The sequence below is a fragment of the Pseudomonas sp. PA15(2017) genome (assembly GCF_001945395.1).
Lineage (GTDB): Bacteria > Pseudomonadota > Gammaproteobacteria > Pseudomonadales > Pseudomonadaceae > Aquipseudomonas.
Genome location: NZ_MSXV01000010.1, coordinates 1 through 13,237, shown reverse-complemented (window position 1 = coordinate 13,237; position 13,237 = coordinate 1). Strand labels below are relative to the sequence as shown.

Annotated in this window: 23 protein-coding genes and 3 tRNA genes; all 26 read right to left on the bottom strand. The window is 57.5% G+C overall.

Going from position 1 to position 13,237, the window contains the following annotated elements; all coding sequences use genetic code 11:
* The gene (gene rpsE / locus BVH03_RS03930) at positions 1-501 is read right to left on the bottom strand and encodes a 30S ribosomal protein S5 (RefSeq protein WP_013789768.1); all 501 of its coding nucleotides are present in this window, start codon (positions 499-501) and stop codon (positions 1-3) included.
* 3 nt (positions 502-504) lie between these two features.
* Complete coding sequence (gene rplR, locus BVH03_RS03925; RefSeq protein WP_003293038.1) at positions 505-855, bottom strand: 50S ribosomal protein L18; 351 nt, start codon at positions 853-855, stop codon at positions 505-507.
* 11 nt (positions 856-866) lie between these two features.
* Positions 867-1,400 carry a 50S ribosomal protein L6 gene (gene rplF / locus BVH03_RS03920; RefSeq protein WP_013789767.1) on the bottom strand — a complete coding sequence of 178 codons (534 nt, stop codon included), beginning with the start codon at positions 1,398-1,400 and terminating at the stop codon, positions 867-869.
* 12 nt (positions 1,401-1,412) lie between these two features.
* Complete coding sequence (rpsH, locus tag BVH03_RS03915; RefSeq protein WP_013789766.1) at positions 1,413-1,805, bottom strand: 30S ribosomal protein S8; 393 nt, start codon at positions 1,803-1,805, stop codon at positions 1,413-1,415.
* Between the two features lie 184 nt (positions 1,806-1,989).
* Entirely contained in the window at positions 1,990-2,295 is a 306-nt protein-coding gene (gene rpsN / locus BVH03_RS03910; protein WP_013789765.1) for a 30S ribosomal protein S14, read from the bottom strand.
* 13 nt (positions 2,296-2,308) lie between these two features.
* The gene (rplE, locus tag BVH03_RS03905) at positions 2,309-2,848 is read right to left on the bottom strand and encodes a 50S ribosomal protein L5 (protein ID WP_013789764.1); all 540 of its coding nucleotides are present in this window, start codon (positions 2,846-2,848) and stop codon (positions 2,309-2,311) included.
* 19 nt (positions 2,849-2,867) lie between these two features.
* Positions 2,868-3,182 carry a 50S ribosomal protein L24 gene (gene rplX / locus BVH03_RS03900; RefSeq protein WP_042552938.1) on the bottom strand — a complete coding sequence of 105 codons (315 nt, stop codon included), beginning with the start codon at positions 3,180-3,182 and terminating at the stop codon, positions 2,868-2,870.
* Positions 3,183-3,193: 11 nt separating this feature from the next.
* Positions 3,194-3,562, bottom strand: a complete 369-nt coding sequence (gene rplN / locus BVH03_RS03895; RefSeq protein ID WP_075959970.1) for a 50S ribosomal protein L14 — start codon at positions 3,560-3,562, stop codon at positions 3,194-3,196.
* Between the two features lie 23 nt (positions 3,563-3,585).
* Positions 3,586-3,852, bottom strand: coding sequence for a 30S ribosomal protein S17 (gene rpsQ / locus BVH03_RS03890; RefSeq protein ID WP_003243904.1), 267 nt, complete (start codon positions 3,850-3,852; stop codon positions 3,586-3,588).
* A 2-nt stretch (positions 3,853-3,854) separates the two neighbouring features.
* A complete protein-coding gene (gene rpmC / locus BVH03_RS03885; RefSeq protein ID WP_013789763.1) occupies positions 3,855-4,046 on the bottom strand; it encodes a 50S ribosomal protein L29 in 192 nt (63 codons plus the stop codon).
* Positions 4,046-4,459, bottom strand: a complete 414-nt coding sequence (gene rplP, locus BVH03_RS03880; protein WP_003243901.1) for a 50S ribosomal protein L16 — start codon at positions 4,457-4,459, stop codon at positions 4,046-4,048. The genes rpmC and rplP overlap by 1 nt, the downstream gene beginning before the upstream one ends.
* 12 nt (positions 4,460-4,471) lie before the next feature.
* Positions 4,472-5,158, bottom strand: a complete 687-nt coding sequence (rpsC, locus tag BVH03_RS03875; RefSeq protein ID WP_013789762.1) for a 30S ribosomal protein S3 — start codon at positions 5,156-5,158, stop codon at positions 4,472-4,474.
* A 13-nt stretch (positions 5,159-5,171) separates the two neighbouring features.
* Positions 5,172-5,504, bottom strand: a complete 333-nt coding sequence (gene rplV, locus BVH03_RS03870) for a 50S ribosomal protein L22 (RefSeq protein WP_003103908.1) — start codon at positions 5,502-5,504, stop codon at positions 5,172-5,174.
* 11 nt (positions 5,505-5,515) lie between these two features.
* Entirely contained in the window at positions 5,516-5,791 is a 276-nt protein-coding gene (gene rpsS / locus BVH03_RS03865; protein ID WP_013789761.1) for a 30S ribosomal protein S19, read from the bottom strand.
* Between the two features lie 16 nt (positions 5,792-5,807).
* Positions 5,808-6,632 (bottom strand): 50S ribosomal protein L2, encoded by an 825-nt coding sequence (gene rplB, locus BVH03_RS03860; RefSeq protein WP_013789760.1) that lies wholly within the window; start codon positions 6,630-6,632, stop codon positions 5,808-5,810.
* 14 nt (positions 6,633-6,646) lie between these two features.
* Positions 6,647-6,949 carry a 50S ribosomal protein L23 gene (gene rplW / locus BVH03_RS03855; RefSeq protein WP_013789759.1) on the bottom strand — a complete coding sequence of 101 codons (303 nt, stop codon included), beginning with the start codon at positions 6,947-6,949 and terminating at the stop codon, positions 6,647-6,649.
* Positions 6,946-7,548, bottom strand: a complete 603-nt coding sequence (gene rplD / locus BVH03_RS03850; RefSeq protein ID WP_013789758.1) for a 50S ribosomal protein L4 — start codon at positions 7,546-7,548, stop codon at positions 6,946-6,948. The genes rplW and rplD overlap by 4 nt, the downstream gene beginning before the upstream one ends.
* Positions 7,549-7,560: 12 nt before the next feature.
* Positions 7,561-8,196, bottom strand: coding sequence for a 50S ribosomal protein L3 (rplC, locus tag BVH03_RS03845; protein ID WP_013789757.1), 636 nt, complete (start codon positions 8,194-8,196; stop codon positions 7,561-7,563).
* An 82-nt stretch (positions 8,197-8,278) separates the two neighbouring features.
* Positions 8,279-8,590 carry a 30S ribosomal protein S10 gene (gene rpsJ / locus BVH03_RS03840; protein WP_013789756.1) on the bottom strand — a complete coding sequence of 104 codons (312 nt, stop codon included), beginning with the start codon at positions 8,588-8,590 and terminating at the stop codon, positions 8,279-8,281.
* A gap of 183 nt (positions 8,591-8,773) precedes the next feature.
* Positions 8,774-9,967 carry an elongation factor Tu gene (gene tuf / locus BVH03_RS03835; RefSeq protein WP_070887119.1) on the bottom strand — a complete coding sequence of 398 codons (1,194 nt, stop codon included), beginning with the start codon at positions 9,965-9,967 and terminating at the stop codon, positions 8,774-8,776.
* 84 nt (positions 9,968-10,051) lie between these two features.
* Positions 10,052-10,127, bottom strand: a tRNA-Thr gene (locus BVH03_RS03830).
* Positions 10,128-10,154: 27 nt separating this feature from the next.
* Positions 10,155-10,228, bottom strand: a tRNA-Gly gene (locus BVH03_RS03825).
* 25 nt (positions 10,229-10,253) lie between these two features.
* Positions 10,254-10,338, bottom strand: a tRNA-Tyr gene (locus tag BVH03_RS03820).
* 145 nt (positions 10,339-10,483) lie between these two features.
* Positions 10,484-11,161 (bottom strand): SPOR domain-containing protein, encoded by a 678-nt coding sequence (locus BVH03_RS03815; RefSeq protein ID WP_075959969.1) that lies wholly within the window; start codon positions 11,159-11,161, stop codon positions 10,484-10,486.
* Positions 11,161-11,922 (bottom strand): pantothenate kinase, encoded by a 762-nt coding sequence (locus tag BVH03_RS03810; protein ID WP_075959968.1) that lies wholly within the window; start codon positions 11,920-11,922, stop codon positions 11,161-11,163. The genes BVH03_RS03815 and BVH03_RS03810 overlap by 1 nt, the downstream gene beginning before the upstream one ends.
* On the bottom strand, positions 11,912-12,871 hold the full coding sequence (gene birA, locus BVH03_RS03805) for a bifunctional biotin--[acetyl-CoA-carboxylase] ligase/biotin operon repressor BirA (protein ID WP_075960124.1): 960 nt from the start codon (positions 12,869-12,871) through the stop codon (positions 11,912-11,914). Before birA ends, BVH03_RS03810 begins: the two co-directional genes overlap by 11 nt.
* Between the last annotated feature and the right edge of the window lie 366 nt (positions 12,872-13,237).

Below are 13,237 nucleotides of genomic sequence, written 5' to 3'. Positions count from 1 at the left end.
TTAGAGAATCTCCTCGACACTCTTGCCACGCTTGGCTGCAACCGAATCCGGAGACTGCATAGCCTTCAGACCTTTGAAAGTGGCATGAACCACGTTCACGGGGTTGGTAGAGCCGTAGCACTTGGCCAGAACGTTCTGAACACCAGCGACTTCCAGGACGGCACGCATGGCGCCACCAGCGATGATGCCGGTACCTTCGGAAGCAGGCTGCATGTAAACCTTCGAAGCGCCGTGGGCGGACTTCATGGCGTACTGCAGGGTGGTGCCGTTCAGATCAACTTGGATCATGTTGCGACGAGCAGCTTCCATCGCCTTCTGGATGGCAGCCGGTACTTCACGGGATTTGCCACGGCCGAAACCTACACGGCCCTTACCATCACCTACCACGGTCAGCGCGGTGAAGGTGAAGATACGGCCGCCTTTAACGGTCTTGGCAACGCGGTTCACCTGAACCAGCTTCTCGATATAGCCTTCGTCGCGCTTTTGGTCGTTATTTGCCATAACTTAGAACTCCAGCCCGCCTTCACGAGCAGCATCAGCCAGCGCCTTGACGCGGCCGTGGTACTTGAAGCCAGAACGGTCGAATGCAACCTGGGTCACACCAGCGGCTTTCGCACGCTCGGCAACCAGCTCACCAACTTTCTTGGCCGCGTCGACGTTGCCGGTGGCGCCGTCACGCAGTGCTTTGTCCAAGGTAGAGGCGCTGGCCAGAACCTTGCTGCCGTCGGCCGAGATGACCTGGGCATAGATGTGCTGCGAAGAGCGGTACACGCACAGACGCACGGCTTCGAGCTCGTGCATTTTCAGGCGTGCTTTGCGAGCGCGACGCAGACGAGTAACTTTTTTGTCGGTCATTTCCTAGCCCCTTACTTCTTCTTGGCTTCTTTACGGCGGACGACTTCGTCAGCGTAACGAACACCTTTGCCCTTGTAAGGTTCAGGACGGCGGAAGTCACGAATCTCCGCGGCAACCTGACCAACCAGCTGCTTGTCGACACCCTTGATCAGGATCTCGGTCTGGTTCGGGGTTTCGGCCACAACGCCTTCCGGCAGTTGGTAGTCGATAGGGTGAGAGAAGCCCAACGCCAGGTTCAGCACCTGACCCTTGGCCTGCGCCTTGTAACCAACACCGATCAGCTGGAGCTTGCGCTCGAAGCCTTGGCTTACGCCGATGACCATGTTGTTGACCAGAGCGCGGGTAGTACCGGCCATCGCACGAGTCTGCTGGTCGCCGTTGCGAGCAGCGAAACGCAGCTCACCGGATTCCTGCAGCACTTCAACGGACGAGTGAACGTTCAGTTCCAGAGTGCCCTTGGCACCCTTCACCGAAAGCTGCTGACCGGCGAGTTTGATCTCTACACCAGCAGGCAGCTTGACGGGGTTCTTAGCAACGCGAGACATGCTTATCCCCCCTTAGAACACAGTGCAAAGCACTTCGCCGCCGACACCGGCAGCGCGCGCAGCGCGGTCCGTCATCACACCCTTGTTGGTGGAGACGATGGAAACACCGAGACCGCCGCGAACTTTCGGCAGATCATCGACGGATTTGTACTGGCGAAGGCCGGGACGGCTGACGCGCTTGACTTCTTCGATGACCGGACGGCCTTCGAAGTACTTCAGCTCGATGGACAGCTGCGGCTTTGCTTCGCCGCTGATCTGATAACCCGCAATATAACCTTCGTCTTTCAGAACTTTGGCTACAGCCACCTTCAGGGTAGAAGAAGGCATGCTTACGACGGACTTTTCAGCCATCTGGGCATTACGGATACGAGTTAGCATGTCCGCTAACGGGTCCTGCATACTCATGGGCTAGACGCTCCTGATACAAAAAGAATTAGCCTCTCGGCTAAGAATCACCAGAACTCACGGAAATCCGGGCTCAGGCGAGCCGGACATTCTAGAGACTGATCAAAAATGAATCAAGCCCCAAAAGGGGCTTGATTCATATTGCTTGCACGCCGGAGCTAGCTCCGGCGTTTGCCGCGTCGGCTTACCAGCTGGCTTTGACCAGACCTGGTACGTCGCCGCGCATGGCTGCTTCACGCAGTTTGATACGCGACAGACCGAACTTACGGAATACACCGTGCGGACGGCCGGTGATGCGGCAGCGGTTGCGCAGGCGCGAAGCGCTGGCATCACGTGGCTGCTTCTGCAGGGCGACGCTGGCTTCCCAACGTGCTTCTGGAGTTGCGTTCTGATCCACGATGATGGCTTTCAGCTCGGCACGCTTTTTGGCGTACTTGGCAACCGTGCGCTGACGCTTCAGCTCGCGGTTTTTCATGCTCGTCTTGGCCATGTTCCTACTCCAATCAGTTGCGGAACGGGAATTTGAAAGCACGCAGCAGAGCGCGACCTTCATCATCCGTACGGGCAGTGGTGGTCAGGGTGATGTCCAGACCACGCAGCGCATCGATCTTGTCGTAATCGATTTCCGGGAAGATGATCTGCTCTTTCACGCCCATGCTGTAGTTGCCGCGGCCGTCGAAGGATTTGGCATTCAGGCCGCGGAAGTCACGCACGCGCGGCAGGGAGATGGACAGCAGACGATCCAGGAACTCGTACATACGCTCGCGACGCAGAGTGACCTTGACGCCAATCGGCCAACCTTCACGAACCTTGAAACCTGCGATCGACTTACGGGCATGAGTCACAACGACTTTCTGACCGGTGATCTTCTCGAGGTCGGCAACGGCGTTCTCGATGACTTTCTTGTCACCGATCGCTTCGCCCAGGCCCATGTTCAGGGTGATCTTGGTGATGCGCGGAACTTCCATCACGTTCGCCAGCTTCAGTTCTTCCTTCAGCTTGGGCGCGATTTCCTTCCGGTAAATCTCTTTCAGTCGTGCCATGGTGTTTTACCTATGATTCTCAAGCGCCAACCGGCTTCTGGGTGGACTTGAAGACACGAATTTTCTTGCCGTCTTCGACTTTGAAACCAACGCGATCAGCCTTGTTGGTTTCGCCGTTGAAAATGGCAACGTTGGAAGCGTGCAGTGGCGCTTCTTTCTCGACGATACCGCCTTGAACGCCCGACATCGGGTTCGGCTTGGTATGACGCTTGACCAGGTTGATGCCACCGACGACCAGACGGTCGTCAGCGAGAACCTTGAGCACCTTACCGCGCTTACCTTTGTCTTTGCCGGCGATCACGATGATCTCGTCGTCACGACGAATCTTTTGCATGTCGGATCTCCTTAAAGCACTTCAGGGGCGAGCGAGACGATCTTCATGAACTTCTCGGTACGCAGTTCACGGGTTACTGGCCCGAAGATGCGGGTACCGATCGGCTCTTGCTTGTTGTTCAGCAGAACAGCAGCGTTGCCGTCGAAGCGGATGATCGAACCGTCGGCACGGCGAACGCCGTGACGAATACGAACGACCACTGCGGTCATGACCTGACCTTTCTTCACTTTGCCGCGCGGAATTGCTTCCTTGACGGTGACCTTGATGATGTCGCCGATGCCGGCGTAGCGACGATGCGAACCGCCCAACACCTTGATGCACATGACGCGACGTGCACCGCTGTTGTCAGCCACATCGAGCATGGATTGAGTCTGAATCATAAAATTTCTCCGACCCTTAGCTCTTAGACTTCGACGGCGCGTTCGACGACTTCAACCAGAGCCCAGGACTTGGTCTTGGACTGCGGACGGGTTTCGCGGATGGAAACCTTGTCGCCGATCTTGCACTGGTTGGATTCGTCGTGAGCGTGCAGCTTGGTCGAACGCTTGACGTATTTACCGTAGATCGGGTGCTTTACGCGACGCTCGATCAGAACGGTGATGGTCTTGTCCATCTTGTCGCTGACGACACGGCCGGTCAGCGTACGGACTGTTTTTTCAACTTCAGCCATGATCACTTACCTGCCTGCTGGTTGAGCACAGTTTTCACACGAGCGATGTCGCGCTTAACTTGCGAGAGCAGGTGAGACTGCCCCAACTGGCCAGTTGCTTTCTGCATGCGCAGATTGAACTGGTCGCGCAGCAGGCCGAGCAGTTGCTCGTTCAGCTGCTCTGCGTTTTTTTCACGAAGTTCTTTCGCTTTCATCACATCACCGTCCGTTTAACAAAGGTGGTGGCGAGCGGCAGCTTTGCAGCAGCCAGGGCGAAAGCCTCACGCGCCAGCTCTTCGGAAACGCCTTCGATCTCGTACAGGACTTTGCCTGGCTGGATCTGGGCTACCCAATATTCAACGCCACCCTTACCTTTACCCATACGCACCTCGAGAGGCTTCTTGGTAACCGGCTTGTCCGGGAAAACGCGAATCCAGATCTTCCCGCCACGCTTGACGTGACGAGTCAGAGCACGACGAGCGGACTCGATCTGACGGGCGGTGAGACGACCGCGGGCAACGGACTTCAGCGCGAACTCGCCGAAGCTGACCTTGCTACCGCGCTGAGCCAGACCACGGTTGTGGCCGGTCATCTGCTTGCGGAACTTCGTACGCTTTGGTTGCAACATGATGCGTACTCCTTATTTCTTAGCAGCTTTACGAGGCGCAGGTGCTTGCGGCTTCAGCTCTTCATGGCGGCCACCGATGACCTCACCCTTGAAGATCCAAACCTTCACACCGATCACACCGTAAGTGGTGTGCGCTTCGTAGGTGGCATAGTCAATGTCAGCGCGCAGGGTGTGCAACGGCACACGGCCTTCGCGGTACCACTCGGTACGTGCGATTTCCGCACCGCCGAGACGACCACTCACCTGGATCTTGATGCCCTTGGCACCAATACGCATGGCGTTCTGTACAGCGCGCTTCATGGCGCGACGGAACATAACGCGACGCTCCAGCTGCTGAGCTACGCTCTGCGCAACCAGCATACCGTCGAGCTCCGGCTTGCGGATCTCTTCGATATTGATGTGCACGGGCACACCCATTTGCTTGGTCAGGTCCTGACGCAGCTTCTCAACATCTTCACCTTTCTTGCCGATCACGATACCGGGACGAGCGGTGTGGATGGTGATGCGTGCGGTTTGGGCCGGACGAGCGATGTCGACACGGCTTACGGACGCGCTTTTTAGTTTGTCGAGGAGATACTCACGCACCTTCAGATCAGCGAACAGGTAGTCCGCATAAGTCCGGCCGTCTGCGTACCAGACGGAGGTGTGATCCTTGACGATTCCCAGGCGAATGCCAGTGGGATGTACTTTCTGACCCATCTGATCGACTCCGTTACTTGTCCGCAACCTTGACAGTGATATGGCAAGACCGCTTGACGATGCGATCAGCGCGGCCTTTGGCACGCGGCATGATGCGCTTCAGCGAACGCCCTTCGTTGACGAAAACGGTGCTGACCTTCAGGTCATCAACGTCGGCGCCTTCGTTGTGCTCGGCGTTGGCCACGGCCGACTCCAGCACTTTCTTCATGATTTCCGCGGCTTTCTTACTGCTGAAAGCCAGCAGGTTGAGCGCTTCGCCCACCTTCTTCCCGCGGATCTGGTCGGCGACCAAGCGGGCTTTCTGGGCGGAGATGCGAGCGCCCGACAACTTAGCGGCTACTTCCATTTCCTTACCCCTTAACGCTTGGCTTTCTTGTCAGCCACGTGCCCACGATAGGTACGGGTGCCGGCAAATTCGCCCAGTTTGTGGCCGACCATGTCTTCGTTCACGAGAACGGGGACGTGTTGGCGACCGTTATGCACGGCGATGGTCAGACCGACCATCTGCGGCAGAATCATCGAACGACGCGACCAGGTTTTAACCGGTTTGCGATCGTTCTTTTCTGCTGCCACTTCGACCTTCTTCAGTAGGTGAAGATCGATAAAAGGACCTTTTTTCAGAGAACGTGGCACTGTCGTATCCCTCTAGTTACTTGCGACGACGGACGATCATGTTGTCGGTGCGTTTGTTACCACGAGTCTTCGCGCCCTTCGTCGGGAAGCCCCATGGAGACACCGGATGACGACCACCAGAGGTACGACCTTCACCACCACCGTGTGGGTGGTCGACCGGGTTCATGGCAACACCACGAACGGTCGGGCGAACGCCACGCCAGCGCTTGGCACCAGCTTTACCCAGCGAACGCAGGCTGTGCTCGGAGTTCGAGACCTCACCCAGGGTCGCGCGGCATTCGGCCAGCACTTTACGCATTTCACCGCTGCGCAGACGCAGGGTGACGTAGACGCCTTCACGTGCGATCAGCTGAGCCGAAGCGCCAGCGGAACGAGCGATTTGAGCACCTTTGCCCGGCTTCAGCTCGATACCGTGAACGGTCGAACCCACCGGAATGTTACGCAGCGGCAGGCTGTTGCCGGCCTTGATCGGCGCCATCGAACCTGCAACCAGCTGATCGCCGGCGCTCACACCCTTCGGTGCGATGATGTAACGACGCTCACCGTCGGCGTATTTCAGCAGAGCGATGTGTGCGGTACGGTTCGGGTCATATTCAACGCGCTCGACAGTGGCAGGAATGCCATCTTTGTCGTTGCGACGAAAATCGACCAGACGGTAGTGCTGCTTGTGACCACCACCGATATGACGGGTGGTGATACGGCCGTTGTTGTTACGACCGCCAGACTTCGACTTCTTCTCGAGCAGTGGAGCATGAGGAGCGCCTTTGTGCAGCTCCTGATTGACCACCTTGACCACAAAACGGCGGCCCGCGGAAGTCGGTTTGCATTTAACGATTGCCATGATGCACCCCTTCCTTACTCAGCACTGCTGGTGGCGAAATCGAGATCCTGGCCTGGCTGAAGGGAGATGATCGCCTTCTTCCAGTCGTTACGCTTGCCCAGACCGCGAGCGGTGCGCTTGCTCTTGCCCAGAACGTTCTGGGTAGTGACATGCTGAACCTTCACGCTGAACAGGCTTTCGACGGCCTTCTTGATTTCCAGCTTGGTTGCGTCAGTCGCAACTTTGAAAACGAACTGGCTTTTCTTGTCTGCCAGAGTCGTGGCCTTCTCGGAGATGTGCGGGCCAAGCAGCACTTTGAATACGCGTTCCTGGTTCATCCCAGCAGCTCCTCGAATTTCTTCACGGCAGAAACGGTAACCAGTACCTTTTCATACGCGATCAGACTGACCGGATCGGAACCCTGCACATCACGAACGTCGACGTGTGGCAGGTTGCGAGCAGCCAGGTACAGATTTTGATCTACGGCGTCGGAGACGATCAGAACGTCGCTCAGACCCAGACCATTCAGCTTGCCCAGCAGCTCTTTGGTTTTCGGAGCTTCGACAGCGAAGTCTTCAACCACTACCAGACGGTCGCTACGGACCAGCTCAGCAAGAATCGAACGGATCGCAGCGCGATACATCTTCTTGTTCAGCTTCTGATCATGGTTCTGCGGACGTGCTGCGAAGGTCACACCACCGCCACGCCAGATCGGACCACGGGAAGTACCGGCACGCGCGCGGCCAGTACCCTTCTGACGCCACGGGCGCTTGCCGCCACCGGAAACGTCGGAACGAGTCTTCTGCTGCTTGCTGCCCTGACGGCCGCCAGCCATGTAGGCGACGACAGCTTGGTGAACCAGGGTCTCGTTGTAGTCGCCACCGAAAGTCGCATCGGAGACTTCGATCGCTTGAGCGCCATTTACATTTAATTGCATGTCAGCTTCCCCTTAACCGCGAGCCTTGGCAGCCGGACGCACAACCAGGTTGCCGCCAGTAGCGCCAGGAACGGCCCCCTTGACCAGCAGCAGGTTGCGTTCAGCATCCACGCGCACTACTTCCAGGGACTGCACAGTCACGCGCTCAGCACCCATGTGACCGGACATTTTCTTGCCCTTGAATACACGGCCCGGCGTCTGGCACTGGCCAATCGAACCCGGAACGCGGTGGGACACGGAGTTACCGTGGGTGTTGTCTTGGCCGCGGAAGTTCCAACGCTTGATGGTACCGGCGAAGCCTTTACCTTTGGACTGACCGGTCACGTCGACCAGTTGACCAGCTTGGAAAATTTCAGCGTTGATCAGATCGCCAGCCTGGTAGTCGCCTTCTTCAAGACGGAATTCCAGAACGGTACGACCTGCCGCGACGTTCGCCTTGGCGAAGTGACCGGCTTGAGCCTTGCTGACACGAGAAACGCGACGCTCGCCGACAGTGACTTGCACTGCACGATAGCCATCGGACTCCTCAGTTTTGAACTGGGTGACGCGATTCGGCTCGATCTCAATGACCGTGACCGGAATGGAGACACCTTCTTCGGTGAAAATGCGGGTCATGCCGCACTTACGACCGACTACACCAATAGTCATGTTGTAACCTCATGAGTGTACGGGGCTTTCACCCGCTATGGCCGCCCATTTCAGAGCGTTACACGACTAAAACCGCCAGGTTTTAGCCGAGGCTGATCTGCACTTCCACGCCAGCCGCAAGATCGAGCTTCATAAGAGCATCAACGGTTTTATCCGTTGGCTGGACGATGTCCAGTACACGCTTATGAGTGCGGATTTCGTACTGATCGCGAGCGTCTTTGTTGACGTGTGGCGAAGTCAGAACGGTAAACCGCTCTTTGCGAGTTGGCAGAGGAATCGGACCACGCACCTGAGCACCAGTACGTTTCGCGGTTTCCACGATTTCCTGGGTTGATTGATCGATCAGGCGATGGTCAAAAGCCTTCAACCGTATACGGATTTGTTGGTTTTGCATTTTGACCTCAGATTCCAAGCTGCGATTCCCAGTTAACGGACGCAATACGCCCGTTAAAAGGAGGCGTGATTCTATAGACGCCCCCTGGGAGTGTCAACCCGGTTAGAAAATAACCAGCAGATATCTTCCACCCATAAAAAAGCCCCCGCTGGGCGGGGGCTTTTTTTGGATCAGATCAGTCGATCACTCGACGATCTTGGCAACCACGCCAGCACCGACGGTACGACCACCTTCGCGAATGGCGAAGCGCAGGCCGTCTTCCATGGCGATCGGCTTGATCAGGGTGACAACCATTTTGATGTTGTCGCCCGGCATTACCATCTCAACGCCTTCCGGCAGTTCGCACGAACCGGTCACGTCAGTGGTACGGAAGTAGAACTGCGGACGGTAGCCCTTGAAGAACGGGGTGTGACGACCACCTTCTTCTTTGGACAGAACGTACACTTCAGCTTCGAACTTGGTGTGCGGCTTGATGGTGCCCGGCTTGGCCAGAACCTGACCACGCTCCACGTCGTCACGCTTGGTGCCGCGCAGCAGAACGCCACAGTTCTCACCCGCACGACCTTCGTCGAGCAGCTTGCGGAACATCTCGACACCGGTGCAAGTGGTCTTGGTGGTAGCACGCAGACCAACGATCTCGATTTCTTCCTGGATCTTGACGATACCGCGCTCCACACGACCGGTCACTACAGTACCGCGGCCGGAGATCGAGAATACGTCTTCGATCGGCATCAGGAACGGACGGTCGATGGCACGAACCGGCTCTGGGATGTAGCTGTCCAGCGTTTCAACCAGGGTCTTAACAGCAGTGGTACCCATGCCGTTGTCGTCCTGGCCGTTCAGAGCCATCAGCGCCGAACCGATGATGATCGGCGTGTCGTCGCCCGGGAAGTCGTAGGTGCTCAGCAGATCGCGAACTTCCATCTCGACCAGTTCCAGCAACTCAGCGTCGTCAACCATGTCAGCCTTGTTCAGGAAGACAACGATGTACGGAACGCCTACCTGACGGGACAGCAGGATGTGCTCACGAGTTTGCGGCATCGGACCATCAGCGGCCGAGCAAACCAGGATCGCGCCGTCCATCTGGGCAGCACCGGTGATCATGTTCTTGACGTAGTCAGCGTGACCCGGGCAGTCAACGTGCGCGTAGTGACGTACAGACGAATCGTACTCTACGTGTGCAGTGTTGATGGTGATACCACGAGCCTTCTCTTCCGGAGCGCTATCGATCTTGTCGAAGTCGACCTTGGCCGAACCGAATACTTCGGAGCAGACGCGAGTCAGAGCAGCGGTCAGAGTGGTTTTGCCATGGTCAACGTGACCGATGGTGCCAACGTTGACGTGCGGTTTGTTACGTTCAAACTTTTCTTTAGCCATTTTGACCGTCCCCGAACGAAGAATTCAGCTAGCGATACCGCCATTAAAACAAAGGCAGATACTTTCATATCTGCCTTTATTAAATGGAGCTCATGAGCGGATTTGAACCGCTGACCTCACCCTTACCAAGGGTGTGCTCTACCAACTGAGCTACATGAGCGAAACACATTGCACGAACAACAAAAGCTGGAGCGGGCAGCGGGAATCGAACCCGCATCATCAGCTTGGAAGGCTGAGGTTCTACCACTGAACTATGCCCGCGGAGCCTGAAGCTCGCGCTTAAATCTGGTGGAGGGAGAAGGATTCGAACCTTCGAAGTCTATGACGTCAGATTTACAGTCTGATCCCTTTGGCCGCTCGGGAATCCCTCCATAGGGAGGCGGCATTCTCTTTATCTGCCACCCTGCTGTCAAGCACTTTCTCATTTAAAAACCTGAGCTTAGCGTCACTAACAGCAACTTCGCATTTCATCCCTAGAGATGACCACCCTGCGAAGCGGGCGCCATTCTATGCATTCTATCGAACGCTTGCAACCCCTTCGCACGGCATTAATTGATGTTGTAAGCCATTGAAGTCCAAAGACAAACGTTCGAGCAGCGAATCATTGACCAAACGCCGGCTTTCCGGAGCGATGCGTACCCAGTGACTGCGATTGGCGCGGGGCAATTCACGCAGCAGAGGCTCGTAGCCTGCACGGCGCAGGCGAGAGATCACGCTATCGGCCGAATCGTGACGAGGGAAGATTCCCAGGGAGATACCATTGGCCAAATCGCCCTGGCTGATGATGTAGCTGTCGATCTTTCGCGCCTGCAACTCACGCAGCTGCCTCAGGGAGGCTTGGCGTGACGCCAGGGGCGGAAGATATACCCAGTAATCGACAGCGCCTGCCGACTCGACAACCTGACTCTGCGAACGAATATCGAGACTCAACAATCGCTGCTCTACCTGCTGCGCCTGAGCCTCCTCGTCGAAACGGCCGAGAAACAGACACACCGCCTGCTCAGGCTGCTCTTCTTTCACCGCCGAGGCACGTCGTTCTTGCGGCTTGGACTCGCTGAGCAACTGGATGTCGCGCCTGCTGTCCTGATACAGAGAGAGCGGCGCCACCTCTTTCGCCTGCATGGGCACCTGCTGCTGATGCCATACGTAATAGAAGGCGTTGAGCACCACCAACAACATGAAGATCCAGCGCATCACTTCTCCCCCGCCACCGGGCAGGCAATCGCCAGGCCGATGAAGACCAGATCAGGCACCACGCGCGCAGCCGGCACCCACTCTGCGGCCATCGCCGCATCTCCCCCCGTCAGAAACACAGCGACATCACCTGCACATTGCTGGCGGGCCAGTTCGATCTGGGTATTCACGAAACCGCGCAGCATCAGCCGGCATCCACGCTCCACCGCTTCAGCGGTAGACCGTCCCGGCACCAGGCTGTCGCCGGCGTGCTCCGCAGCAGCGCTGTCATAGCGAATACGACGGGTATGGGTGAGCAACTGGCTGCGCATCAGCGGCATACCCGGACAAATGAAGCCACCCAGGTGAGCACCATCTGCACCCACTAAATCCGAGGTGATGGCAGTACCGAGGTCCAGGACCAGACAAGCTCCCCGCTCCAGGCTGTAGGCACCGACGACCGCGAGCCATCGATCGAGACCCAGGCGCTGATAATCCAGGTAGCCGTTCTGTACACCGGCAAGGACTTGCGCAGGCGCTGCTAACTGGCAGTCGATCGCGAAGCGCTCGGACAAGGCGGCACAAAGCAGGCGCGTCTCATCATCGGCGCGCACACTCACCAAGCGACAGGCCGACAGCTGCTGCGAAAAACGATCAGCCAATGCAGCAATGAGCTCCTCACCATTATCAGCTACGCCACTGGCGACCACTGCACCAATGCCGACCCGCGGCAAGACACGCCATTTGATGAAACTGTTACCGCAGTCAAGCTCAAGAATCATCACGCAACCTCAGACTGAGCTCACCGCCGCTGAATACCTTTTCCTGGCCGTCGACTTCCAGCCGCAGCGCACCTGTATCGTCAACGCCGAGAACGCGCCCATGAACGGACAGCGCTCCGGCCGCGAGCACTGCCATCCGGCCCTGCCAAAGGTGATTGGCCTCCCACTGTTCGCGCAGCGAGGCAAAACCATCGACCCGGTGTAGCTGGAGATAGCGCTCCAACTGGCGGTTAAGGCTGGCAACGAACTGGTTACGATCAATCTGACCGCCCAGCACCTGGCGCAACGATGTCCAGGGCTGATCGATAGTCTCGCCCCGCGGCGCCATCCGCATATTGATGTTCACACCGATACCGATCACCACGTGGCAAATGTCGGCGGGGTCACCGGAGAGTTCCAGCAGAATCCCGGCCACCTTGCGGCCACTGACCAGCAAGTCGTTGGGCCACTTCAAGCCGGCGTCCTCGATGCCCACCTCGCGAAGCGCCTGCAGGAGCGCAAGCCCCACGACAAGGCTGAGCCCCTCGAGCCGTCGCATCCCACCACTGACCCGCAGTACCAGGCTGTAGTAAAGGTTCTCCCCAAAGGGGCTTGCCCAGCTCCGCCCGCGACGACCACGCCCCGCAGTCTGCTGCTCGGCAATGATCAGAAATGGCGGCACGGCGCCGGACGCCAGATGACGAAGCGCTTCTGCGTTGGTGGAGTCGACTTGCTGCAGCAAAGTGACCGGGAACGACGAGGACGCAGCAAGCGAATCAACCGTTAACAGTGACAGGGGCGTCTCGAGCCGATAGCCACGGCCGCGAACCTTGTGGATCTGCAGGTCGAACTCGGCCTCGAGCGCCTGCAGACGCTTCCAGATAGCGGCTCGGCTCACGCCAACAGCCGCCCCCAGCTCCTCACCGGAGTGAAACTGCCCATCCTGTAGAAGTCGCAACAACGATTGCATGTCTAACCTGCCCTGCTTCAAGGAGCGCATGATAACGATGCACTCGGCTGCTGCCTACAAGACCAGGGCGCATTCATCATGATGAGCGGGGAGATTCGCTGCGCGTGGGCAGGAGATGATTGAGCGGCCCATTCTCCCCGTGCGCTCCCCGGGTTACGTCTACAGCTAACCCAGGCTACGAGAGTTCTGTACGCACCGTAAGCTGGAAGACGCTTCACCCTTCCACCACAAACGCACCTCCGTAGCCTGTGAATCGCCCCTAGTTTCGTAGACACCTCCAAGCCTCATAATGAGGCCCACTAGGAGGTGCCATGAGCAACCAGCGTTACCCCGAAGAATTCAAAATCGAAGCGGTCAAGCAAGTGA